Origin of the sequence: Jatrophihabitans sp. (genome assembly GCF_036389215.1) — a bacterium.
Lineage (GTDB): Bacteria > Actinomycetota > Actinomycetes > Mycobacteriales > Jatrophihabitantaceae > Jatrophihabitans_A.
Window position 1 is genome coordinate 1 of the sequence record NZ_DASVQG010000294.1, and the last position, 23,485, is coordinate 23,485.

Genomic DNA, 23,485 nt, shown 5'->3' on the forward strand with positions numbered 1-23,485 from the left:
CGCCGGTGTCGAGGCGTTCCAGGGCCCACAGGCCGAAGCCGTTGGCGTCGAAACCGGCCTCGATCCGGTCGACGAAGGCGTCACTGGTGGTCCGGTCCAGGGGCCCCGGAAAGTGCGCCATCACCTGGGGATCGGCGTTCAGGGCCGCGAACGGCTCGCGGTCCGCCGGCCGCCAGCGGCGCATCAGCAGCCGCTCGGTCCTCACGGCCGGCCGCCGGCCGGCTCGGCGGTGCTGGCGCGCAGGACCAGGGCCGGCCGGAGCAGCAGCTCCCGGTTCGCCGGCGCGGATCCGGCCAGCCGGCTGACCAGCCGTTGAACTGCCAGCGAGGCCAGCTGGTGGCCGTCCTGGCTGACGGTGCTCAGCCCCCGGTAGGACAGCCGCCCCACCGGGCTGTCGTCATAGCCCATCACCGAGACCTGGCCCGGCACCGGCACCCCCAGCCGGAGGAACATGTCCAGCAGGCCCACCGCGCAGGCGTCGTTGTAGGCCAGCACCGCGCTCGGCAGGCCGTCCTCGATCAGCTGCCTGGCCGCGGCGGCCCCGTCCTCCTCGCCCGGCCCGCCGGCAAGCACCCGAGGCTGCCCAGGCAGTCCGTGCCGGCGGTGCTCGGCCCGGAAGGCAGCCCGCCGCTGCGCCGCACCGGCTGAGCGGCCGCCGTCGACGTGCGCGATCAGCCGGTGCCCCAGTCCCACCAGGTGGTCGAGGGCCAGGCCGATCCCGTCGGCGTCGGAGACCCTGACCACATCGGCCGCCGGCGCGTTCGACGGCTGGCCGATCACCACGACCGGCAGCCGCTGCGCCAGCTCCTGCAGCGCCTGCCGGGCGACCAGTGGCCCGAGCAGGATGGCCGCCTCGCACCGGTAGTCCAGCAGCGTCTCGACCGCCCGCTGGGGCCTGCGGCGCTCGGTCACCGCGCTCAGCACCACCTGGTAGCCGCAGGACTCGGCCGCCGCGTAGATGCCCTCGGCCACGTCGGAGTGGAACGGGTCGTCGAGTGCCAGGGTCACCCCGATCAGCCGGCTGCGGCCGGCCGCCAGCAGCCTGGCTCGGCCGTCCGGGCGGTATCCGAGCTCCTCGGCGACGCCCAGCACTCGCTGCCGGGTGGCCTCGCTGGCGCCGGGTACCCCGCGGATGACGATCGAGACCAGGGCGCGCGACACCCCGGCCCTGGCTGCCACGTCCTCCAGCGTCGGGGGCCGGCCGGAGCTGGGCTTGGGCAGGCTGCTCGGCTTCGGCAGGCTGCTCGGCTTCGGTGTGCTGCTCGGGGCGTCAGGCAGGCGGCTCGGGGCCTTGGGCAGGCGGCTCGGGGCCTTGGGCATGCGGCTCGGTGCCCCTCTCGCGTTGACACTGCTGTGCGCGGGTGAGAATACTGGCGAGAGTATTCTAGAGCGCTCTAGGCCGGTGGGCGCCGAGCAGCTCCGGTCGCCGAGAGGAGCAGCATGCCAGCACTGCCAGTGCGCGATCGGATCGCCGGGGCGCCGATCTCCTGGGGAGTCTGCGAGGCTCCCGGCTGGGGGCACGAATTGGCCGCCGGCCGGGTGCTCGCCGAGATGGCGGCGCTGGGGCTGCGAGCAACCGAACTCGGGCCGACCGGCTACCTCGGCGGCACCCCGTCCGAGGTGCGAGGCCGGTTGGACGAGCACGGCCTGCGGCTGGTCGGCGGCTTCCTGCCGGTACCGCTGCACATCCGCGGGCTCGAGCTGTCCGAGGCTGAGCAGGCCATCGCCGTGCTGGCCGCGGCCGGCGCCGAGGTGGTGGTACTGGCAGCCCGGTCCCTCGACGGCAGCTATGACCGCAAGGTCACCCTGGGCGAGGAGGACTGGCCGGTGCTGCTCGCCAATCTGGGCCGGCTGGGCAAGTTGATCGCCGAGCACGGCCTGCGCACGACCCTGCACCCGCACGTCGGCACCGCCATCGAGACCCGTGCCTCGGTGCTGCGGCTGCTGGAGTCCAGCGACGTCGAGCTGTGCCTGGACACCGGCCACCTGCTGATCGGTGGCATGCAACCGATCGAACTGCTCGACCGCTTCGCCGGCCGGGTCGGCCACGTGCATCTCAAGGACGTCCGCACCGCCGTCGCCGGCCCGGTGGCGGCAGGCCGGGTCAGTTACCTCGATGCGGTACGAGCCGGGCTGTACGCCCCGCTGGGCGCCGGTGACCTCGACATCGCCGCGATCGTGGCCGCCCTGGAAGCTGCCGGCTACCAGGGCTGGTACGTGCTGGAGCAGGACAGCGCGCTGGACGGCGAGCCACCCGCCGGGCTGGGCCCGATCCTGGACGCCGGGCGCAGCGTCGACTACCTGCTCGCCTCGAGCAGCACCTGATGAGCCGGACCACGAGCGGCCGGCCGAGCCTCGGCGTCGCCGTGATCGGCTGCGGCTGGATGGGCCACGCGCACAGCCGGGGATACCTCCGGCTGCCCCATCACTACCCGGAGTTCGACCGGGTACCGGAGCTGGTCACGGTCGCCGATCCCGAGGCCGAGCGTTGCTCGGACGCCGTTCGGCGCTACGGCTTCAGCGACTGGACGCCGGACTGGCGGACGGTGCTCGACGACGACCGGATCGAGGCGGTCAGCGTCACGGCGCCAAACTTCCTGCATCGCGAGATGGCGGTGGCGCTGGCCGCAGCCGGCAAGCACCTGTGGCTGGAGAAGCCGGTCGGGCTGAGCCTCGATGATGCCGTCGCGGTGCGCGATGCGGTGCGCGCGGCCGGCGTGCAGGCCAGCGTGGGCTTCAACTACCGTCACGCGCCGGCGGTGGAGCGGGCCCGCGAGCTGATCCGGCAGCAGGCCATCGGCGAGGTCACCAGCGCCCGGTTCCGGCTGTTCAGCGACTATGCCGCCCACCCACAGGGCGCGCTGTCCTGGCGCTTCGAGCGATCCCGCGGAGGTTCGGGGGTTCTCGGCGACCTGGTGTCGCACGGGGTGGACCTCGCCCGCCACCTGCTCGGCGACATCGTCTCGGTGGTCGCCGACAGCGCGATCTTCATCGCTGACCGGCCCCGGCCCAGCCACCTGGCGAGCCACTTCGCGACGGCGGAGGGCGGCGAGGTCGCCGCGGTGGAGAACGAGGACTACCTCAGCTGCCTGCTGCGCTTCGCCAGCGGCGCGCGGGCGACGCTGGAAGCCAGCCGGACCGCGGTGGGCGCGCAGAACGACTACGGCTTCGAGATCTCGGGTAGCCAGGGCATGGTGTCCTGGGACTTTCGCAGGATGGGCGAGCTGCGCCTGGCGCACGGCGGCCAGTACCAGAACGAGCCCACCGCCGTGCACCACGTCGGCCCGGGCAGCGGTGACTTCGCCCGCTTCCAGCCCGGGGCCGGCATCGCGATGAGCTATGACGACCTCAAGGTCATCGAGGCGGCCGGCTTCCTGCGATCGATCTACTCGGCGGCACCGCACGGCCCGGGCGTCGAGGACGCCGTGCACAGCGCCGCGGCGCTGCAGGCGCTGGCCGACTCGGTCAGCCAGGGCCGCTGGGTGGCAGTGCCGGAACAGCCGCTGGGACAACATCGTTGAACTGACAGCAGGTTCCCGGCGGCGGCACGGCCGCCGCCACGGGCCTGTCGCGACACGGGCTGTCGCACCGCCAAGGAAAGCCGATGCACGAGGAGAGAAGAGTTGCCGGCACGCGCAGAATCCACCGATCGGCTCGCCGAACTCAGCGGCGACTACACCGAGCGCCTGAACCTGCTGCTCGACGAGGGCCGTGCGGACCTGGCGGCCGGGCTCGCCGACGCCTACGAGCGCGACGTCCTGGAGTCGCTGACCCGGCACGGCCGGTCCTGAGCCGCTACCCGCTCCACCTCAACTGGCCGGCCTTGCCCTGCTGGTAGGCCGGGAATCCGGACAGCGAGCTGGGCACGCCAACCTCCCACCAGGCGCCGGACTCGGTCCAGGCCGACGGGTCGGTCCGGCATACCAGCACCGCCGGCCGGTTCCCGGCCACCGCCAGCTCGCGCGCCCGGGCATAGCCGGCCCGCAGCTCTGCGACGTCCGAGCCGGCTGGCAGGTCGACCACGGCGCAGCCGAGGGAGGCCGCATGCGCGGCGAAGTCGACCCTGACCGACTCCGCGCCATCCGGCTTGGCGCCGGGACCCGCGCAGTCGATCAGCAGGTTGTTGAAGCCGGCCGCTCCCTGGGCGGTCTGCAACCGGTGGATGACGGCGTAGCCGTCGTTGTCGCAGAGCACCGCCACGAACCGGTGCCCGGCGAAGGCGGCGGAGAACAGCTCGGAGTTCAGCATCAGGTACGAGCCGTCGCCGAGCAGCGCCGTCACGATGCCGCCGGGATGGCTGGCGGCCCGGGCGATCGAGGCACCCCACGGCCCGGCGATCTCGTATCCCATGCAGGAGAAGCCGTATTCCAGATCCATGCTGGCCACTGCCGTTGCCCGCCAGCCACCGTTGAGCTCGCCCGGGATGCCACCGGAACTGCCCAGCACGTAGTCCTGTTCGGTACTCGCCTCGTTCACCACGCCGATCACCTGGGCGTAGCTCAACAAGCCGTCGGAGCTGCCCGCGCGCAGGGTGTCGATATGGGCGTCCCAGGCAGCCCGTTCGGCGCCGGCTCGCTCGGCCCAGGCCGGCGGCGCCTGCCAGCCGGTGAGTGCGGAGTCCAGCTCGGCAAGGGTCACCCGCGCGTCGCCGACGACGGCGTGCGCGGCGTGCTTGACCGCGTCGAAGCGGGCCGCATTGACCGAGACGATGCTGGCGTCGGCGGCGAACACGCTCCACGAGGACGTGGTGAAGTCCTGCAACCGGGTGCCCACCGCGAGCACCACGTCGGCATCGGCGGCCAGCGCGTTGGCCGAAGCCGAGCCGATCGTGCCCAGGCCGCCGGCGTTGAGCGGGTGCGGCTCGGGCATCAGGGTTCGGCCGGCCGAGGTCTCGGCCACCGGAATGCCGTGGTTGCCGGCGAACTCCAGCAAGCCGGCGGCCGCGCCGGAGTAGCGGACGCCGCCACCGGCGACCAGCAGCGGGCGCTGCGCGCGGCGCAGGATGCCGGCCGCCTCGGTCAGGTCCTGGACATCGGGCCGCTGCCGCGGCACCCGGTGCAGCCTGGTGTGAAACATCCGGGCCGGGAAGTCGAACTCCTCCACCTGGACGTCCTGCGGCAGGGCGAGGACGACCGGCCCGGTGTCGGCCGGGTCGGTCAGCACCCGGGCGACCTGCGGCAGGGTCGCCAGCAACTGCTCCGGCCGGGTGATCCGATCGAAGTACCGGGCCACCGCCCGGAACGCGTCATTGACGCTGGTCGTCGGGTCGCCGAAGTGCTCGACCTGCTGCAGCACCGGATCCGGTGCCCGCCCGGCGAAGGTGTCACCGGGCAGCAGCAGCACCGGCAACCGGTTGGCGTGCGCGACGCCGGCCGCCGTCACCATGTTCAGGGCACCAGGGCCGATCGACGAGGTCGCTGCCATCACCTGCCGCCGGTCGGTGGCGCGGGCGAAGCCCACCGCGGCCAGCGCCATGCCCTGTTCAGTCTGCCCGCGCCAGGTCGGCAACTGCTCCCGGACCTCGGCCAGCGCGGTCCCCAGCCCGAGCACGTTGCCATGCCCGAAGATGGCGAACACCCCGCCGAACAAAGGCACTTCGGTGCCGTCGAGGAGTTCCGAGCGTTGCGCCATCATCCAGCGCACCAGCGCCTGGGCGGTGGTCAGCCGGACGGTGGCCCGATCGTCTTCGGTCATCGATGGCGCTCCGGAGCGGTGTCGGGTGTCGGGTCGGTGTCGGGTGTCGGGTCGGCCGCGGGCACCGGATCGGTCGCGGCCGGCACCGGACCGGCCGCCGAGGTCATCGGGCAGCGCGGATCCGGCGGCTGCCCGGCCCAGCTGTCGCGCACCCAGCCGTGCGCCGGGTCGTCGCAGAAGGCCATCGAGCGCTGCGGACCGGGCCCGGCGAGCACGTTCAGGTAGTACATCGGGTACCCCGGCGCCGCCACGCACGGGCCGTGATAGCCATGCCGGATCAGCACCAGGTCGCCGTCGCGCACCTCGATCGCGTCATCGACCGGGGCGAGCCCGACCGCGTCGTGCTCCGGGCCGGTGTAGCCGCGATGCAGGCCGAAGCCCTGCCGGCTCGGGGTGACCTGGTCCGGTCCGGCGATCCGGTAGTAGTAGATCTCCTCGTTGACCACCTCGCACGGCGGGCTGGCGTCATGCTTGTGCGGCGGGTAGCTCGACCAGTTGCCCGGCGGGGTCAGCAGCTCGCAGCAGATCAGCCGCTCGGCGTGATCCCACACTCCTGGCACGCCGAAATTGGTCACCTGCCGGGTCGCGGCTCCGGCACCTCGCACCTCGACCGGGACGCCGGCGGCCGGGCCGTAGGCGCTCGGGCGGCGCTGCTCGCACCGCGCCGACGGCAGCGCCAGCACCGCCGGCCCCGCGCTGCGCAGGCTCAGCTCACTGTCGCGACCGACGTAGCAGAAGTCACTGACGTGGGTGAACACCGACGGCCGGCCGGCCAGCGTGTGACGTTGCTCGAACGCGCCGTCCGGGCCGAACACCTCGACCGTGGCGCCACCGGACAGCGGCAACACGAACACCTCGTGCGGGCCGGTGCCCAGCCTTACCGGAGTGTCGGGCCGCAGCTCGACGATCCGCAGACCGGAGTAGGTCCAGCCGGCCTGCTCCGGCGTCAGCTCCAGCAGCACCGCCGGCCGGCTGCCGGTCACGGCGGCCCCGCCGCGGTCGCGGCTCGCAGCACCTGGGCGGCGGCGTCCACGGTGGCGGCGACATCGTCATCGGGGGGGTACAGCACCGTCCGGCCCGCCACCAGGCCGCGCACCACCGGCTGGCGCAGCGTCCGCCCCCAGGAGGCCACCTGTGCCGCCCGGTCGGCGGCCGCCACCCCGCCGAGCACCACGCAGGGCAGCGTGGTGGAGGCATAGACGGTCTCCGGGTCGTCGCAGGCCGGCATCTTCAGCCAGGTGTAGGCGCTGGTGGTGCCCAGCGCCGAGGCCACCGTCATCGCCCGGCACAGCGAGCCCGCATCGGTCCGCAACACCAGGGCACCGGTCTCGTCGCGGTGGTAGGGCAGCGGCTCGACCATCGCCAGCAGCCGGCGCGCCGCGAGTTCGGTGACGGCCTGCCCGCAGGCCTGCAGGGTGGCCGCGGTGCCGGCGTCGCGGTCGTCGATGCGCAGCAGCATCTTGCCGCCCTCCAGATTGCAGGCGGCGATGCTGGCGGCGTCATAGCCGGTGAACCGGTCATCCATCGTCCAGCTGGCGCCGTCGAGGCCGCCGCGGTTCATCGAGCCGATCACGACCTTGCCCTCCAGGGCGCCCAGCAGCAGCAATTCCTCGATGACGTCGGGGGATCCGAGCACGCCGTCGACATCCGGGTGCGCCAGCGCGATCACCAGGCGCCGCAGCAGGCCACGCCGGTCAGCCATCGCCAGCGGGTTGCCGCCGGTGGCCAGCGCGCCCCGAGCCGGGTGGTCGGCAGCCACCAGGAACATCGTGCCCCGGTCGTTGAGCAGCCGCTGTGGCCGCTTGCGAGCCGCGTAGGCCTCGGCGATCGCCTCCGGGCGCTCACTGCGCATGCTGAGCAACTGCCGGAACTGCTCGTCGGGCAGGCGGTCTGACATCAGCCGGTCCCCTTCCGGACCGGGTGCCGATCGGCCGGCGCGGCTCTCTCGGCCGGCTCAGCTCTCTCGGCCGGCTCAGCTCTCTCGGCTAGCTCTGCGATTTCGGCTGTATCGGCGATCTCCGCGATCTCCGCCAGGCTCGGCATGGCATCGGCGCAGGCCAGCCGGGACGCCACGATCGCGCCCGCCGCGTTGGCGTAGTGGGCGATCCGGACCGGTGGCCAGCCGGCCAGCAGGCCGTGCACCACGGCGGCTCCGAAGGCGTCGCCGGCTCCCAGGCCACAGACAACCTCGACCGGTCGTGGCGCGACGGTGGTCATCGACTCGGCCGTGGCGACCAGCACCCCGTCGGCTCCCATCTTCACCAGGGCAAGCTCGACGCCGCACTCGATCAGCCGATGGGCCGCCTGCTCAGGGTCGCTGGTGCCGACCGCCACCTCCACCTCGGACCGGTTGCCGACCGCCACGCTGACCAGCGGCAGCATTCGCCGGTACTGCTCACGGGCCTCGGCCGGCGACGGCCAGAACATCGGCCGCCAGTCCAGGTCCAGCACCGTCCAGCGTCCGGCTGCCGAGTCCGGCCTACCGCGGCGGCCCAGCATCTCCAGCTGCGTCGAGCGGGCCGGTTCGGCCGACACGCCGGTTCCGGTGACCCACAACAGCGGCACCTCGCTCACCAGCTGCCAGGGCACGTCCCGCGCCATGAGGGTCAGATCCGGCGCGGTGGGCAACCGGTAGAACAGCAACGGCGGATCCTCCGGCGGGTCCAGCGCGCAGAACACCACCGGCGTCAGCAGCTCCGGCGCGGTGCCGACGAACCGGTTGTCCACCCCGAAATCGGCCAGCGCCTGCCGCACGTAGTCACCGAAACCGTCGGCGCCCACCTTGGTCAGCACCGCGCTGCGCCGGCCCAGCCTGGCCGCGCCGACCGCGACATTGGTGGCGGTGCCGCCCAGGAACTTGGCAAAGCTGCTCACCTGCGACAGCGGCACGCCGGACTGCTGCGGGTACAGATCGACGCCGACCCGGCCGACCGTCAGCGCCTCGAGCGCCGGCTCGAACCCGGAATCGATCGGCGCGGACCACCCGGCCGTCACGCCGGAGCCGCCGTCCGGTCCAGCGGGCCCGCGCCACCGGCCGGGGCCGGATACAGCGCGGGGCGCTGCCTGGCGGGCACTTGCTGGGGGTTACCGGTCCGCAACGCCGCGATCGCCGCCTGGGCGGCGACGGTGGCCGCGTAGCCGTCCCAACTGGTGGCAGCGGCGGAGGGCACACCCTGCTCGATGGACTCGACCCAGTTCTGCAGCTCGTCGCGGTAGGCCACCTCGAACCGGGGGCGCCAGTCTGCCGGCACTCTGCGCCGCACCGCTCCCGCGTGTCGCTCGACGACCGGCGCCGGGGCGTCGAGTGACGCGGTGCCCCGTTCGGCGACCAGCTCGCAGCGCACCTCGTAGCCGTAACCGGAATTGAGGAAAACCTCGATGTCGATGAGCACACCACCGTCGGATTCCACCACCAGGAACAGCGGATCCTCGGCCGGCGAGGCCGCCCGCGAGCGCGGGCGGTGCACGGTGATCCGGCTCAGCTCGTCGGCGAGCAGCCAGCGCGCCATGTCGAGCTCGTGCACGGCAGAACCGGAGATCAGCAGCTCTCCCGACACCCCCACCGGCGCCTGCTCGTTGCGGTGCGTGCAATGCAGCATCAGCGGCAGCCCGAGCCCGCCGTCATCGAGGACCTGCTTGAGCTGCCGGTAGCCGGGGTCGAACCGGCGCATGAAGCCGACGCTGACCAGCCGCCGGCCGACCGCCAGCTCCGCGGCGACGATCCGCTCGCAGCCGGCCACGTCCGGCGCCAGTGGCTTCTCGCACAGCACCGGCTTGCCGGCGGCCAGCGCGGCGAGCACGAACTGCTCGTGGTCGGGTCCGAGGACGCCACCACCACGGCATCGATGCTGCGTTCGGAGATCAGCTCGAACGGGTCGTCGAAGACCCGGGCCGACCGCAGCCGGCCGGCCGTGGCAGCGGCCCGGCCGGCGTCGAGGTCGAACACCGCGCACACCTGCGCTCCCGATACCGCGCGGTCCAGCAGCCGGCCGTGCTCGGCTCCCATCACCCCGGTGCCGATGATCGCCACGCCCACCGTCATGGTGCCGGTGTCCCCCTCTACTGGCCGAGGGTGGAGCTGTCGCGCAGCATGCTGCGGCCTGCCTCGGAGACCTCGTCACCGGCCGGGCCTGCGTCAGCCGAGCCTTCCGGGCCTTCCGAGCCCGGCCGCTGCAGCTCGTGTGCCAACTGCTCCAACTCCGCACCGCCGGCCATCAGACCGGTCAGCTCGGCCAGGCTGATCTCGGACTTGGCGAAGTCACCGAGGCTGCGGCCGCGCTTGAGCAGCAGGAACCGGTCCCCCACCGGGTAGGCGTGGTGGGGATTGTGGGTGATGAAGATGACGCCCAGGCCGCGGTCGCGGGCCTGCACGATGTACTTGAGCACCACGCCGGCCTGCTTGACCCCGAGCGCGGACGTCGGCTCGTCCAGGATCAGCAGCCGGGCACCGAAGTAGACGGCCCGCGCGATGGCCACCGACTGCCGCTCGCCGCCGGACAGCGTGCCGACCGGCTGGTCCGGATCGCGGATGTCGATGCCCATGTCGGACAGTTCCTTGCGGGTGATGGACTTGGCCTTGTCGGCGTCGAAGCGCCGGAACGGACCCCAGCCCTTCGTCGGTTCCGAACCCAGGAAGAAGTTGCGCCAGATGGCCATCAGCGGCACCATCGCCAGGTCCTGGTAGACCGTGGCGATGCCGGCATTGAGGGAATCCCGCGGTGAGGACAGGGTGACCGGCTTGCCGTCCATCAGCAGCTGGCCGTGATCGGGCTGGTAGACGCCGGCCAGCGTCTTGATGAAGGTCGACTTGCCGGCGCCGTTGTCACCGAGCACGCAGGTGACCTGGCCGGCCCGCACGGTCGTGGAGATGTCGGACAGCGAGATGACGCTGCCGAAGGTCTTGGTGATGTTCTGGATCTCCAGCAGCGGCGCGTCCGGCGCGACGGCCGAGGCCTGGTGCACCCTTCGCTGGCTGTCGAAGCTGATCTCGGAGTCGGTCACGGCCTACCTCCTGCTCTGCTCGGCATAGCGCCGCACGACCTGATTGGCGAGCACCGCCAGCAGCAGCATCGCCCCGACGAACAGCTTGAACCAGTCGGAGTTCCAGCCGGCATAGACGATTCCCTGCTGCGTCATGCCGAAGATCAGGGCGCCCACCGCGGCGCCCACCACCGATCCGTAGCCGCCGGTCAGCAGGCAGCCGCCGATCACGGCCGCCACGATGAAGATCAGTTCCTGGCCGATGCCGACCTGCGCCTGGATGGTCCCGAACCGGATGATCTGGGTGTTGCCCACGAACCACGCGAAGGCCGAGGTCAGCATGAACAGCGCGATGGTGGTGCGGCCGGTGGGGACGCCGACGTTCTTGCTGGCGTTGGGGTCACCACCGGTGGCGAACACCCAGTTGCCGAACCGGGTGTGCAGCAGCAGGTAGGAGCCGAGGGCGGTGAACAGCACCCACCACAGGATCGCGATCTGGAAGCCGTTGCCGGAGATGGAGATGGTCGAGCCGAAGATGTCCTTCAACGGCCGGTAGCCCGGCACCAGGTCGAGGTTGGAGACCTGCACCGTGTTGGTCACCTGCTTGGTGACACCGAGGTTGATGCCCTGCAGCCCGAGGAATGTTCCCAGCGTGATGATGAAACTCGGCAAGCCCGTCCTGGTCACCAGGTAGCCGTTGAGGAATCCGATCGCCAGCATCAGCAGCAGTGACACCACCAGCGAGGCGTAGACGTGCAGGCCCCAGTAGGTGGTCATGATGCCGGTCGCCAGCCCCGCCGTGCCGGTCTGGACGCCGGCGGACAGGTCGAAGTGGCCGCCGATCATCAGCAGCGCGACCGGAACCGCCATCAGTCCCACCGTCGAGGCCGTGTCGAGCCAGTTGGCGACACCGCTGGTGGAGCGGAAGACGTCGGACTGGGTGGCGAAGAAGACCAGGACGACGAGTGCTCCGATCAGCGAACCGAATTCCGGCTTGACCAGCAGCCGGCGCAGCACGCTGACATTGGCGATCCGCTCGTCGCCGCGGACGGCCGCGGTGGTCATCTGGTGCCTCCGGCCGCCAGCTTCAGCACCGCGGCGGCATTCTCCTTGGTGACCAGGTTCGGCCCGGTGAGCACCGGCAGGCCACCGCCCAGGACGTTGAGGTTGGTCTTGTAGAGGGTGAGCATCTGGACCGCCAGGTAGCCCTGCAGGTAGGGCTGCTGATCCACCGCGAAATCGATCTTGCCGTCCACCACGCCCTTGGCCACGTCGGCGTTGAGGTCGAAGGTGGCCAGCTTGGCCGAGGAGTTCGCGCTCTTGATCGCCCCTTCGGCGGTCGAGGCGACCTGGGCGCCGAGCGTGACGATGCCGTCGATGCTGGGATCCTGCTGCAGCTTGGCCCGGATGGTGGCCTGGGCCGCGGGCAGGTTGTTGTTGTCGACCTGCAGGTTGGTGAGGGTGCCGCCGAGGGTGTTCTTGACGCCCTCGCACCGGGTCTCCAGGCTCACGTTGCCGGCCTCGTGGATCACGCAGATGACATTCTTGACACCCTCGCCCTTGAGCTTGCTGCCGACCGCCTCACCGGCGACCCGTTCATCCGAGCCGATGTGCGACAGCGCGCCGTACGGCTTGGACTCCGCGCCGCCGGCGTTGATGGTGATCACCGGGATGCCCGCCTGGACCGCGCGCTGGACCGCCGCCTTGAGCGCCTGCGGGTTGGCCATCGACACCACCAGGCCGTCGGGCTTCTGGTTGACGGCATTGTCGATCAGCTTGGCCTGGTTGGTCGGGTCGCCGTCGCTCTGGTAGCTGATCGGGTCACCCATGTCCTTGCCCGCCTGCACCGCACCGGCCTTGACGATGCTCCAGAACGCGTCACCGGCGCCGCCGTGCGTCACCACCGCGATCTTGAAGCCGTAGCCGCCGCTGCCGCCACCGGCCTTGTTGGACTGCCGGTTCACCGCGTTGCTGCTGCTGCACGCCGAGGTGACCAGTACCGGCACCAGCAACGCGGTCAGTAGCCATCTCGACTTCGTCGCGAACATCTCTTGTCGCCTCTTTCGTCTCACGGGGTTTCTCAGTGCTGCCCGGCTGGCTAGCTGGTGGTCGGGAAGGAGTAGCTGGCGGCCGAACCGGACTGGCGTTCGGGCCAGCGCGAGGTGACGACCTTGCCGCGGGTGTAGAAGGAAACCCCTTCCGCGCCGTGCACGTGCTTGTCTCCGAAGAGCGAGTCCTTCCAACCGCCGAAGGAGTAATAGGCCATCGGTACCGGGATCGGGACGTTGATGCCGATCATCCCGACCTTGACGCCGCGCTGGAACCTGCGGGCCGCATCCCCGCTGGAGGTGAAGATGGCGGTGCCGTTTCCGTAGGGATTGGAGTTGACGAGCTCGATCGCCTCCTCCACGGTCTGCACCCGCAGCACCGACAGGACCGGGCCGAAGATCTCCTCCCGATAGACATCCATCGAGGTGGTGACCCCGTCGATCACCGTCGGGCCGACGAAGAAGCCGTCGGGGTGCTCTTCCAACCGCAGGCCGCGGCCGTCCACGCTGAGCCGCGCGCCCTGCTCGGCACCACTCGCGATCAGGCCCTCGATCCGCTCCTTGGCCGCCCGGGTGATCACCGGGCCCATCTCGCTGGCGCTGTCGCGGCCCGGCCCGACCTTCACCGCACGGGCCTTGTTCGAGACGGTCTCGACCAGCCGGTCGGCGGCGTCGCCGACGGCCACGGTTGCCGAGATCGCCATGCAGCGCTCACCGGCCGAGCCGAAGGCGGCCGCCACCAGGTGGTCGGAGGCGAAGTCGAGGTCGGCGTCGGGCAGCACCACGGCGTGGTTCTTGGCGCCGCCGAGCGCCTGCACCCGCTTGCCGGCAGCGCTTGCCCGCTGGTGGATGTAGCGAGCGATCGGAGTGGAACCGACGAAGGACACCGCGGCGATGTCCGGCGAGTCCAGCAGCGCGTCCACCGCCTCCTTGTCACCGTGCACGACGTTGAACACGCCGTCGGGCAGGCCCGCTTGCTGCCACAGTCGGGCCACCAGCAGCGACGCGGAGGGATCGCGCTCGCTGGGCTTGAGCACGAAGGCGTTTCCACAGGCGATCGCGACCGGGTGCATCCACATCGGGACCATCACCGGAAAGTTGAACGGCGTGATGCCGGCGACCACGCCGAGGGGCTCCCGGAAGGAGAACGTGTCGATGCCGGCCGACACCTGGTCGGAGTACTCGCCCTTGAGAAGGTGCGGGATGCCGCAGGCGAACTCGATGACCTCCAGGCCGCGTTGCACCTCGCCGCGGGCGTCGCTGAGCACCTTGCCGTGCTCGTCGGTGATCAGTTCGGCGAGTTCGTCGACGTGGCTGTTGACCAGTTCCCGAAAGGCGAACAAGATCTTGGCGCGCCGGCTCAGCGAACTCTGGGACCAATCGAGAAAGGCCGAGCCGGCCACCTCGACCGCATCGCCCACCTCGGCGTCCGAGGCCAGTGCGACCTCTGCCTGCTGCTGGCCGGTAGCCGGGTTGAACACCGGCGCCCAGCGGCCTTCCGGGTCGGCGACCAGCTTGCCGCCGATCCAGTGCTCGATCCTCGTCCCCATCGTCCGCCCTTCGCCGTGTCGATCGGACAGCCCACGCCCCAGGCCCCTTCGATGAGCCGACGCCCGCGCGGTTGGCGTGCTCAGCACGTGCGCGCCGGGGTGAGAAAACCCGCCGCGTCGTGACGCTCAGGAAACCTCTCGGACAACTCTCCTGTCAACTATTTGTCTTAACAAAGTCTCGTGACTTTGTCCATATGAACTGACATACTTCCGCTCATGTCAACGGCCGTCGCGCCCGCGGTATCGCCCTTCTCGGGGATCGTCCTGGACCGGAACAGCCCGGTCCCGCTGTACTACCAGGTGGCGCGGCATCTGGAGCAGGCGATCGAGAACGGCCGCCTGGTACCGGGCACCCGGTTCGAGAACGAGCTCGAACTGGCCGATCAACTAGGGCTGTCGCGTCCTACCATGCGCCGCGCGATGCAGCACCTGGTCGACAAGGGGCTGCTGGTACGCCGGCGCGGAATAGGCACCCGGGTGGTGTCACCGAAGGTCCGGCGCTCGCTGGACCTGACGAGCTTGCACGACGACCTGCTGCGCGCCGGTCAGCGCCCGGCCACCAAGCTGCTGACGCTGCGCCAGCTGCCCGCGCCGGCCGAGATAGCCACGGCGCTGGGCCTGCGGGTCACCGACCCGGTGGTCGAGATCGTCCGGCTCCGGTCGGCGATGGACCAACCGATCGCGAAGATGACGAATTTCCTGCCGGCCGGCTTGCTGGAGGTCGGCGCCGAGGAGCTGGAGTCACGCGGGCTCTACGAGTTGCTGCGCGCCACCGGAATCCACCTGCACTCGGCGACCCAGGTGATCGGCGCCCGCAGCGCCACCGCGGCCGAGGCCCGGCTGCTCGGCGAGTCCCGGTCGGCGGCGCTGCTGAGCATGCAGCGCACCACCTACGACGACCACGGCGCGGTGGTCGAGTACGGCAACCACATCTACGCGGCCACCCGGTACAGCTTTCAGATGAGCCTGCTCGCGGGCTGAGCACGGCGGGGCGGTCACAGACCGTTGCCGCTTGAATCCTTCGCTGGCACATGGCTAAAGTCGAATCAGCTGGAAAGGCAGCCAGGTTCGCCTCGATACCGGATGCCGGGGCACATAGTGTCTGCCTTCTACCTGCCCATACTCCCACCGTCGCCGGGTCACCGGCGGCCGGCGGTCGACCGGCGTCAGCGCCTGAACATGCTCGACCGCTGCTGGTGGGGCGGTCACAGGTGGAACTACCGGATGAGCACCCAGCGGGTGATCATCAAGTTCCGGCAGTGCGCCCGGTGCGACGAGGTGGAGATCCAGGTCGGCTGACAGGTCGCCAGGAGCCCGCTGGTGCTAGCCGGCCGGCCTGAGCAGCCCGCGCTCCTCCACGACATCCAGGGCCAACGTCCGGAAGCCCACGTCCTCGAACAGGACCACCACCCGGCCTGGCTCGTACTGCTGGACGATGCCGGTCCCCCACTCGGCGTGTTCGACCCGCTGGCTCAAGGCGAAGGGCTGGGCCTGGACGGTGGTGGAGGTGCCGGCATCGCAGTTGTCACAGTTCCCGCAGGGCTCCGGATGGTCCTCACCGAGCAGCTGCAGCAGCAGCCTGCGCCGGCAGTCCTCCGTTTCGGCGTAGCGGCGCACCAGCTCCACCGCGGTCTCGGCCTGGACCCGCCGCTGTTCGGCCGAGCGCTGGGCGGACTCGACCGCGGCGTCGACGGCAGCGGGTTCGGCCAGCCGGCGCAGGCCACCGCGTTGCTCGGCGACGGCGCCGACGGCGATCAGGGCGTTGGCCGCCCGCCTGGCCCGGGCCGCCGGCAGGCCGGCCTGGCCGGCGACCGCGGCGAGCTTGGCCGGCCGGCTGCCCAGCGCGGCCAGCAGCGCTTTCAGGTCGCCCGCGGACGGGCCCTGACCGGCGCTGAAGTAGCGGGCCAGGCCGTATCCGTTGGGACGGTTCAGCAGGACCGCGCGCGCCGGTTCCCCGTCGCGGCCGGCTCGTCCGACCTGCTGGTAGTAGGCGTCGAGGTCCTCGGGTGGATCGGCGTGCAGGATCAGCCGCACGTCCGGCTTGTCGATGCCCAGGCCGAAGGCGCTGGTGGCCACCACCACCGACACCTCGCCGTCCAGGAAGGCGGCATGGGTGGCATCGCGCAGCTTGCGCGCCATCGACCCGTGATAGTGCGCGGCGGACAGGCCCAGGGGCGCCACCGCTTCGGCCAGCTCCTCGCTGCGCCGGCGGCTGGCGACGTAGACGATGGCAGTGCCCGGACCGTCGGAGATCTCGGCCCGCAGGATGTCGAGAACGGCGGCATCGGCGGCCCGGGCGTCGGTAGCCAGCTGGGTGCCCAGCCAGATATCGGGACGGTCGAACTCCCCCACGATCACCGCCGGATCGGTCATCCGCAGGGCGTCGGCGATCTCCCGGCGCACCCGCGGCGAAGCGGTGGCGGTGAGTGCCAGGACCCGGGGCCGGCCCAGCGCGGCGATCACCGACGGCAGTGCCAGGTAGTCCGGCCGGAAGTCGTGGCCCCAGGAGCTGACGCAGTGCGCCTCGTCCACGACGAACAGCGACACCTTCGTCGCGGTGAGGGCCTGCAGCACCTCCTCGCGAGCCAGTTGTTCCGGTGAGAGCAGCAGGAACTCCAACTCCCCGGCAGCCATCCGGGCCAGCACCGCACGCTGCTGCTTGGCGCTCAGCAGGCTGTTGAGCGCGGCCGCCGGTGGCCCGGCCGTGGACAGCGCGACCAGCTGGTCCTTCTGCAGCGCGACCGTGGGAGACACGATCACCGTGGCACCGGGCATCAGCTGGCCCGCCACCCGGTAGATCAGGGACTTGCCGGTGCCGGTGGCGAGCACGGCGAGGGTGTCGCGTGCGAGTACCGCGTCCAGCGCCTCGGCCTGGCCCGGGCGCAGCTCGACGTCACCGAGCAGCTGCCGGACGGTGGCCGAGACCTGTCGTTGGATCGGTACTGGCTGGGCAGGTGCCGGCTGGGCAGGTGCCGGCTGGGCAGGTGCCGGTGAGGCAGGTGCCGGCTGGGCAGGTGCAGGTGAAGTTGGTGCGGGAGGAGTCGGGGCGGCCTGGGTCATGAGCCGGGGCAGTGGCCGATCTCGGCCAGCCGGTGCCGGGCCAACCGCTCGGTGAGTTCGGGCAACGCCGCCGGCGAACTCGTCTGGATGTCCTGGACGCAGCGGGCGACCACGTCGATGACGCCGGACAGCGGCAGGCAGCACCCGAACTCGGTGTAGAGCCGCTCCACCACGCGGGTGAGCAGGTGGCCCACCGAGCCGGGCAGCGGTTCGGTGGCGGGATCGGTCGCGACCGGCGGGGTGACGGGGTCGGGACGCGAGGGCAACAAAATAGACACGGAAGACCCGCTTCTGCAGGATCGCCACCTCGGTGGTCCGGCTTGTGGCCGGTGGATAGCACTGCCGGAGTTGGTTCAGTTGCGAGGCAGCTTCACCGTGTGACGCCGAGGCTACGTTCCGAGCCTGTTCTTTGACGGTACGTCATTCAGCGGCCGTTGACAAAGCGCAAAAAACTGTGACTTCACAGCGGTTCGCTGCCGGCCCTGCGGGCCGGGCGTCCCCGGGCATTCTTCTTCCGCCGGTACCGGACGACGAAGAACGCGGCGACCGCCACCAGCAGCGCGAGGCCGATCAGGTTCGCGTAGTGCTCCAGCCGCTCGTACTGGCTGCCGGCCAGGTATCCGAGGATCACGAAGGCGGTGGCCCACACCACGCCGCCCGCGACGTTCCAGGCCAGGAACCGGCCGTAGTGCAGCCGGCTCATCCCCGCCATGCCCGGTACCAGGGCGCGCAGCGCCGCTGTGAAGCGACCCAGGAACACCGCCTTGCCGCCGAAGTCCCGGATCGTCTGCTCCGTCCGGGTCACGTGCTCGGGTTTGAGGATCCGGTTCGGGATCTTGGACAACAGGGTCTCGCCGTAACGCTTGCCGACGAAGTACCCGATCGAGTCACCGATGATGGCGCCGCCGATCGCGGCGATCAGGACGGCGGTCAGTGCCAGCTTGTGCTGGTTGGCCAGCACCCCACCGAGGATGACGCCGATCTCGCCCGGAAGCAGCACCCCGACGAAAGCCGATGCCTCCAGGGCGGGCAGCAGGAACACCAGCGCCAGTGCCAGCCCCGGCGGCAGGTTGAGGAGGCCCGCCAGCACACGTCCCATCAGCCCAACCTACCGGCGGGCGGCCGCCGCGTTGCCCACAGCGGGCGGCGTTGCCCACAGCGGGCGGCGTTGCCGGCGCTATGCGGGCTGACAAACCCAAGGTCCCCAGGCAGGGCGGCAGCCGGGCGGGTGGCCCGCCTGCCGTCCTGTGAGGCGACCTTTGGCTAGTCGGTCAGCGAGTGCTGCATGTGGCGCGGTGGTCGCCAGCCGTCGTCCACGTCGGCCGTGTGGGTGAGGTACGCGGCCAGGTTGCGGATGCTGGACGTGTGGACGGTGCACCGGAACGGCTCGCCGTCGTCCTCGGCTGGCTCAAACTCGATAGCCAGCCGGGTTTGGTCCGCCGTTTGCCCGAGCTGGCCGAACCGGAACGGGCGCATCAAGTAGGCCGAAAAGTAGCCCGGCTGGCCGTCCTCGGACAGCGCGCCGTAGAACCCGTCGTAGGACCGGCATTCGGTCCGATGGTGATTCAGCGACGGGTAGCCGCCGTTGAACTGCGGGTGGCTGGCCCGGTCCACGCACCAGGGTGCGCCCTCATCGAACTGGTAAGGATTTCCGCTGTCGTCAGCGGCGACGGGTCGCCAGGGGTGCTCGGGTGTCGGCTGCCAGCCGTCCTCGGTGTCGCCTGGGTCGGTGGGTCCGGTGGTGCCGTTACTGTGCTGCATGGGTCGTACTCCTATTCCGGTAGGTAGTGCGATCAAGGCCCTGGCCCGGTGTTCCAGCACCGGCCGGGGCCGCCTAAGTGGTAGTGCTCCTAGCTCCCGCGCTAGGTCCGTTGTCTCCCCTCCGACTCGCTCCGCGCGACTGTAGCGGCGACCACCGACAACTCTGGGGAGCCAAAGCTGATCTGACTCTGGAGTGGCACGGTTCTGAGGTGTGTGACGCGCGCCTACTAGACACTTGACAATGCGTTGATATGCTGACTCACGCAGGAGGGAGACCTCCCGCCCAGCCTTAGGCCCCGTCAGCGACGGGGCCTTTGTGCGCTCAGGGGTGCCAGCAGTGGAAGTGAATCTGCTTGAGCACGGCGCGCTCCTTGAGAGCCGCCCAGGCGTTCTCGGATCGTGGGTCCGACTCGGTTACGGTCGCCCGTCTCCGGTAGAGATACGCGATCAGATCAGCTCCTTGAACGAGCCGACTTGCATGCGATGGGGCGAAGTGGATCGTGTCGATAACGCGAGTGATCTTCCGTGCACGGTAACCCCAGGTGGAGCCTTGCTGGTAGGTCCAGAGGGCCTGCCGGTACTCGCTCTGGCCGTCTACCTCGTCAGCGATGATGAGGGCGTTCTCCTGGAGCTTCGCTGCGTACCGATCGATGCTTTCGATGAGATGGGTCATCACCACCGAGTGAGGGCTATCTGCTCGGCTCCCGTATCTCGCGGCTAGCCCCTGACTGTTCACACCTCGAACGATGATTGCGCATTGGTGGTCCGCGACAGCTTGCACTGCCGAGCCATAGATACCGATCCGTGCTCGGACAAGTGATTTGAGAGGAGCCCAAGCTCCCTTGCCGCCTACAAGGTCGTAAGCATGCAACTCTGCTCGGTGGTCCAGCCCCGCGTATTGCCACGCCGCATCGTCAACGATCTTGTCCAGCGCACGGATGAGCGATGAAGCCTCTGTGTCAGGAACGATCAACGCTGCGATGTAGTACCGGTCTGAGGTGTACGACTCGTCAACATAGGCAAGTAGCACGGCGTACACGGCACCTTTCCATGGCGGTACAGACTAGAATGTGGACCGGACGGGTTTCGGGCCCGCTAGGGAGACTTCCAAGGGTGCTCCTGGCAACCATGCCCCGGCCCGTACAAGTGCCCGATCCGGCAAGGTGACAGCCTCAGCCGAATCGGGCACTGCTTGGCCCCCGCCGCTCCTCTGTCAAGGCGCTCGCGGCGGGGGCTTAAGCCCTCCTCATGACGAATCCTCTCCTTGTAGTTCGTGGCTGACGCTACAGCCTAACTTCGCGAGTCGCAAGCCTATCTCTGGCGTGGCAGATAAAAATCAGCTAGGCTCCTCTCAACCAAGGTAGAGGAGAAGTGATGACCGCCCCAACGACCGCCCCGCCGCCCGACTCCGCTCGGAAGCGCCTAGGGCGCTCGCCCAGCTACCCCGGCATCACGCTGGGGAATGCGATCAAGCGCGCACAGAAGCTGTACGAGAAGGAGAAGCTGCACCCGACGCCTATCGGTGTGGTGGCCAAGCACTGGGGGTTCAAGTCGAATAACACCGGCCCGGCCTCGGTCACCTACGCCGCCCTGATCAAGTACGGCCTGCTTTCGGATGAGGGCACGGGTGATAACCGGCAAGCCAAGCTGACCGATCTCGCTGTCAAGATACTGCTCAGTCCTGATGAGGCCGAACGGGCGGCGGCATTGAAGGAAGCCGCCCTCAAGCCCCCGATCCATGCCGAAATGTGGGAACTCTATGGTGCTGATCTACCCACCGATGACACCTTGCGGTACAAGATGGCCATCAACGGGAGGTTCACCGAGACGGGATTCGATGAGTTCATTCGGGTCTATCGGGATGTCATAGCCTTCGCTAACCTCACTCCGGAAGATAAGATGGACGGGTCAGGTACGGCCGACCTAGAGGAACCGGAGCCCGAAGATGGCGATAGAGTCCCCGACCCCGGTGAAGTCAAGCCGCCGCCCCCTGGCACCCGCCCTCCCGGCAAAGAGCGGCGTATCGGCATGACCGGCGACGTGCAGACCATCGCGGTTCCGATGCTCAACGCGCCCCCGGTCATCGTCGAAGGCCACTTCCCGCTGTCTGAGGCCGAATGGACCTACTTCATGACCGTGCTCAGCGCCATGAAGACCGGCCTAGTCGGTGAGCCGAAGAACGACCACCAGGAAGACGAGTAACCTCTGGGCCTATGGCCGATGCCGTAGACCCGTCCGCAGAGACTCCCGAGATCGACCCTCGGGAGTTTTTGCGTGCCGTACTGAACATCGACCCGAAGGACGCCGAGAAGGCCCGGCAGGACTCGCCGGCTACCCGGTCGCGCCGGGCGCAGGAAGGCCCTACGCACGACTACGGCGACGACCGGCCAGCGGAGGACTAGAAGTCCACCTTCGCCACCATTGGCTTGTAGGTGAGGCGTCGGCCTTCGACGTTGCCGAGCAGAGCCCGCATGCGCGCGGAGTCGGTGGCTTTGCAGTGGGTGTAGAGCCAGGCGAACTGGTCTAGGTAGCGCTGTAGGTGCACCACTGACACGTGGTGGTGGGTGCCGTCGATGGACCGCTTCAGCTGGGCGTGGAACCCCTCGTTGAGGTTGGTGCTCACGTTGCCCCGCGTGTACTCCCCGCTGCTGTGATCCACCGTTTCGTGGGCGGCGAACTGCGAGGCGATGCGCTGGTAACCGGCCCCGCCGTCGGTGTGCAAGTGGGTGCGCTTGGTGTCCATCATCTCCTCGATGGCTGGCAGCAGCGACTTGCCGGTCACGTCGGCGACCACGCGGGCGCGGACCGAGCGAGTCTCGTAATGCACCAACGACACCACCGGCTGCTTGTCCGATGGGCCCTTCTTCCGGTCCGCTTCAAGCTTGCTGCGCCGGTGCCGGTTCTTCGGCTCACCCCCGATCCAAGTCTCATCGACCTGGACCGCGCCGCCGAGCAGCCCCGCGACTGGCTCGTACTTCATCGCCTCGCGGATGCGGTGCAGCATGTGCCACGCGGTTTCGTTGGTGATCTCGTACTTGCGGCTGATCTCCCACGCGCTGACCGAGTTCTTCGATGAGGCGACCTCGAAGATCACCAGCAGCCAGGTTCGGATGCTGATCTTGGTGCCGTGGAAGATGCTGTCGGTCAGCACCGAGTACTGCTTGCGGCAGTGCCCGCACTTCCACACCCGACGCTCCGACGCCTTGCCGGTGCGGGTCTTACGGGACGCGCCGTTGGCCGGGTTCAGGAAGTACTGCCGACCGACCGCGCCGCACTTGGGGCACGACTCCGGGCCACCGTCGCCCCACCGCAGATCCTCTAGCAGGACGTAAGCGTCCAGCTCTGACCGCAGCTCTAGGGCCAGCTTCGGGATGCTGAATTCCTGCTTCATGCCCTGAATTGTCCACCATGCCACCGACAAGTTTGTTGGGGCCGAACTTAGTTACCTTCAAAAAGGAAGGTAACTAAGTTCGTTTTTTTTGAGAGGTGCCCGCTGGCTGCCGGGCAGCCAGTACGCGGTCCCTGCAACGACAGCGCCGAGCGTCACGAAGAAAGGCTGAAGCACTTCGGGCACGTACTGAGCCGATGCAAGCTGCGTGGCGGCCGCCCCTGCTGCGGCCAGGCAGGAGGTAGCTAGGATGCGCAGGCGTTGATCGCGTCGCATGTCGTTGGCACCCCCGTTCGATTGCAAGGTTACACGCGGTCGGCAACGCCGCTTGGGTTCGTCAGCCCGCATAGCGCCGCGTTGCCCACAGCGGGCGGCGTTGCCCACAGCGGGCGGAAGCGGCTAGAACTGCCCCACCACGTCCACGATCAGCAGCTGCGCGGGGGTGGCGGGCTGCGCCTGCTGGCTGCCGCTGGCCGCGGTGGCGGGCCGCGCCGGCACCAGGATCAGCGCCCGGCTGCCGATGTTGCGCCCACTGAGCACCGTGGCCACGGTGAGCACGTTCTTGGCGGCCACCGTCTGGGGCGCCTTGCCCCAGGTCGACTGGGTGTTCTTGGCAGTCGCGAGATCGGTCTGCACCACCTGCAGCACCAGGGTCTTGGCGGCATCGATCTTGGCACCGGTGCCCGCGACCAGCAGCGTGGCGGTGGGCTTCTTGGGAGCCTTCACGCCGGCCGTGCTGGTGACCACCGGGGGCTTGCCGGCCACGTTGGTGATCTTGGGCAGGCCACTGGCCAGCTTGGCCACCGGGGTGCCCGGCGCCGAGGCGTTCGGATGGTAGGCAGCGATCAGGTCGACGACGAAGACCAGCGTGTCGGTGCCGGTGATGCCGGCGTCGGGCTGTCCCTGACTGCCGTAGCCGTCGGCCGGCGGAATGGAGAGCAGCACCCGGCTGCCGAGCCGCTGGCCGACCAGGGTCTTGTCCCAGCCGGGGATCACCGCGCCGG

Annotated in this window: 24 protein-coding genes and 1 pseudogene; 6 read left to right on the top strand and 19 right to left on the bottom strand. The window is 69.7% G+C overall.

Going from position 1 to position 23,485, the window contains the following annotated elements; translation table 11 throughout:
• Together VF542_RS16435 and VF542_RS16440 are read right to left on the bottom strand one after the other, a co-directional pair.
• Positions 1–205: GNAT family N-acetyltransferase (locus tag VF542_RS16435; protein WP_408652775.1), on the bottom strand; the 205-nt coding region annotated here is incomplete at its 3' end.
• The gene (locus VF542_RS16440; protein WP_408652776.1) at positions 202–1,320 is read right to left on the bottom strand and encodes a LacI family DNA-binding transcriptional regulator; all 1,119 of its coding nucleotides are present in this window, start codon (positions 1,318–1,320) and stop codon (positions 202–204) included. The genes VF542_RS16440 and VF542_RS16435, both read right to left, overlap by 4 nt.
• 120 nt (positions 1,321–1,440) lie before the next feature.
• Here VF542_RS16440 and VF542_RS16445 point away from each other — a divergent pair, with 120 nt between their 5' ends.
• The 3 genes from VF542_RS16445 (at position 1,441) to VF542_RS16455 (ending at position 3,791) form a co-directional block, all read left to right on the top strand.
• Positions 1,441–2,325, top strand: a complete 885-nt coding sequence (locus tag VF542_RS16445; RefSeq protein WP_408652777.1) for a TIM barrel protein — start codon at positions 1,441–1,443, stop codon at positions 2,323–2,325.
• Positions 2,325–3,521, top strand: coding sequence for a Gfo/Idh/MocA family protein (locus VF542_RS16450; protein WP_408652778.1), 1,197 nt, complete (start codon positions 2,325–2,327; stop codon positions 3,519–3,521). Before VF542_RS16445 ends, VF542_RS16450 begins: the two co-directional genes overlap by 1 nt.
• 102 nt (positions 3,522–3,623) lie before the next feature.
• Entirely contained in the window at positions 3,624–3,791 is a 168-nt protein-coding gene (locus tag VF542_RS16455; protein WP_408652779.1) for a hypothetical protein, read from the top strand.
• Between the two features lie 4 nt (positions 3,792–3,795).
• On the opposite strand, the gene iolD is transcribed toward VF542_RS16455, so the two are convergent.
• The 10 genes and pseudogenes from iolD to VF542_RS16505 form a co-directional block, all read right to left on the bottom strand.
• A complete protein-coding gene (gene iolD / locus VF542_RS16460) occupies positions 3,796–5,694 on the bottom strand; it encodes a 3D-(3,5/4)-trihydroxycyclohexane-1,2-dione acylhydrolase (decyclizing) (RefSeq protein ID WP_408652780.1) in 1,899 nt (632 codons plus the stop codon).
• Positions 5,691–6,677 carry a 5-deoxy-glucuronate isomerase gene (iolB, locus tag VF542_RS16465; RefSeq protein WP_408652781.1) on the bottom strand — a complete coding sequence of 329 codons (987 nt, stop codon included), beginning with the start codon at positions 6,675–6,677 and terminating at the stop codon, positions 5,691–5,693. Before iolB ends, iolD begins: the two co-directional genes overlap by 4 nt.
• Positions 6,674–7,591 carry a Cgl0159 family (beta/alpha)8-fold protein gene (locus tag VF542_RS16470; RefSeq protein WP_408652782.1) on the bottom strand — a complete coding sequence of 306 codons (918 nt, stop codon included), beginning with the start codon at positions 7,589–7,591 and terminating at the stop codon, positions 6,674–6,676. The genes iolB and VF542_RS16470 overlap by 4 nt, the downstream gene beginning before the upstream one ends.
• Positions 7,591–8,688, bottom strand: coding sequence for a 5-dehydro-2-deoxygluconokinase (iolC, locus tag VF542_RS16475; protein WP_408652783.1), 1,098 nt, complete (start codon positions 8,686–8,688; stop codon positions 7,591–7,593). The genes VF542_RS16470 and iolC overlap by 1 nt, the downstream gene beginning before the upstream one ends.
• A complete protein-coding gene (locus VF542_RS16480) occupies positions 8,685–9,494 on the bottom strand; it encodes a Gfo/Idh/MocA family protein (RefSeq protein ID WP_408652784.1) in 810 nt (269 codons plus the stop codon). The genes iolC and VF542_RS16480 overlap by 4 nt, the downstream gene beginning before the upstream one ends.
• A gap of 77 nt (positions 9,495–9,571) precedes the next feature.
• Positions 9,572–9,736: pseudogene (locus VF542_RS16485) on the bottom strand (inositol 2-dehydrogenase); the annotation flags it as partial.
• A 17-nt stretch (positions 9,737–9,753) separates the two neighbouring features.
• Complete coding sequence (locus VF542_RS16490; protein ID WP_408652798.1) at positions 9,754–10,656, bottom strand: ATP-binding cassette domain-containing protein; 903 nt, start codon at positions 10,654–10,656, stop codon at positions 9,754–9,756.
• 42 nt (positions 10,657–10,698) lie between these two features.
• The gene (locus VF542_RS16495) at positions 10,699–11,739 is read right to left on the bottom strand and encodes an ABC transporter permease (protein ID WP_408652785.1); all 1,041 of its coding nucleotides are present in this window, start codon (positions 11,737–11,739) and stop codon (positions 10,699–10,701) included.
• Positions 11,736–12,722, bottom strand: coding sequence for a sugar ABC transporter substrate-binding protein (locus VF542_RS16500; RefSeq protein ID WP_408652786.1), 987 nt, complete (start codon positions 12,720–12,722; stop codon positions 11,736–11,738). Before VF542_RS16500 ends, VF542_RS16495 begins: the two co-directional genes overlap by 4 nt.
• A gap of 50 nt (positions 12,723–12,772) precedes the next feature.
• Positions 12,773–14,272: a CoA-acylating methylmalonate-semialdehyde dehydrogenase gene (locus VF542_RS16505; RefSeq protein WP_408652787.1), complete on the bottom strand. Its 1,500-nt coding sequence runs from the start codon at positions 14,270–14,272 to the stop codon at positions 12,773–12,775.
• Between the two features lie 216 nt (positions 14,273–14,488).
• On the opposite strand from VF542_RS16505, the gene VF542_RS16510 reads away from it, so the two are divergent.
• Complete coding sequence (locus VF542_RS16510) at positions 14,489–15,253, top strand: GntR family transcriptional regulator (protein ID WP_408652788.1); 765 nt, start codon at positions 14,489–14,491, stop codon at positions 15,251–15,253.
• Between the two features lie 342 nt (positions 15,254–15,595).
• Here the strand turns inward: VF542_RS16510 and VF542_RS16515 are convergent, their stop codons facing one another.
• The 5 genes from VF542_RS16515 to VF542_RS16535 all read right to left on the bottom strand — a co-directional run bounded on the left by VF542_RS16515 (position 15,596) and on the right by VF542_RS16535 (position 20,132).
• Positions 15,596–17,332 (bottom strand): RecQ family ATP-dependent DNA helicase, encoded by a 1,737-nt coding sequence (locus tag VF542_RS16515; protein ID WP_408652789.1) that lies wholly within the window; start codon positions 17,330–17,332, stop codon positions 15,596–15,598.
• Positions 17,329–17,610, bottom strand: a complete 282-nt coding sequence (locus VF542_RS16520) for a hypothetical protein (RefSeq protein WP_408652790.1) — start codon at positions 17,608–17,610, stop codon at positions 17,329–17,331. The genes VF542_RS16515 and VF542_RS16520 overlap by 4 nt, the downstream gene beginning before the upstream one ends.
• 182 nt (positions 17,611–17,792) lie before the next feature.
• Positions 17,793–18,431: a DedA family protein gene (locus VF542_RS16525; protein ID WP_408652791.1), complete on the bottom strand. Its 639-nt coding sequence runs from the start codon at positions 18,429–18,431 to the stop codon at positions 17,793–17,795.
• Positions 18,432–18,595: 164 nt separating this feature from the next.
• Positions 18,596–19,093 (bottom strand): hypothetical protein, encoded by a 498-nt coding sequence (locus VF542_RS16530; RefSeq protein WP_408652792.1) that lies wholly within the window; start codon positions 19,091–19,093, stop codon positions 18,596–18,598.
• 322 nt (positions 19,094–19,415) lie between these two features.
• Complete coding sequence (locus VF542_RS16535) at positions 19,416–20,132, bottom strand: DUF3800 domain-containing protein (protein ID WP_408652793.1); 717 nt, start codon at positions 20,130–20,132, stop codon at positions 19,416–19,418.
• A 335-nt stretch (positions 20,133–20,467) separates the two neighbouring features.
• Between VF542_RS16535 and VF542_RS16540 the strand changes: the two genes are divergently transcribed.
• Positions 20,468–21,295 (top strand): hypothetical protein, encoded by an 828-nt coding sequence (locus VF542_RS16540; protein ID WP_408652794.1) that lies wholly within the window; start codon positions 20,468–20,470, stop codon positions 21,293–21,295.
• 11 nt (positions 21,296–21,306) lie between these two features.
• Positions 21,307–21,495 (top strand): hypothetical protein, encoded by a 189-nt coding sequence (locus VF542_RS16545; RefSeq protein WP_408652795.1) that lies wholly within the window; start codon positions 21,307–21,309, stop codon positions 21,493–21,495.
• Here the strand turns inward: VF542_RS16545 and VF542_RS16550 are convergent.
• Positions 21,492–22,484 (bottom strand): IS1595 family transposase, encoded by a 993-nt coding sequence (locus tag VF542_RS16550; protein ID WP_408652796.1) that lies wholly within the window; start codon positions 22,482–22,484, stop codon positions 21,492–21,494. The genes VF542_RS16545 and VF542_RS16550 overlap by 4 nt on opposite strands.
• A 396-nt stretch (positions 22,485–22,880) precedes the next feature.
• On the bottom strand, positions 22,881–23,485 hold a 605-nt coding region (locus VF542_RS16555; RefSeq protein WP_408652797.1), incomplete at its 5' end, for an FKBP-type peptidyl-prolyl cis-trans isomerase.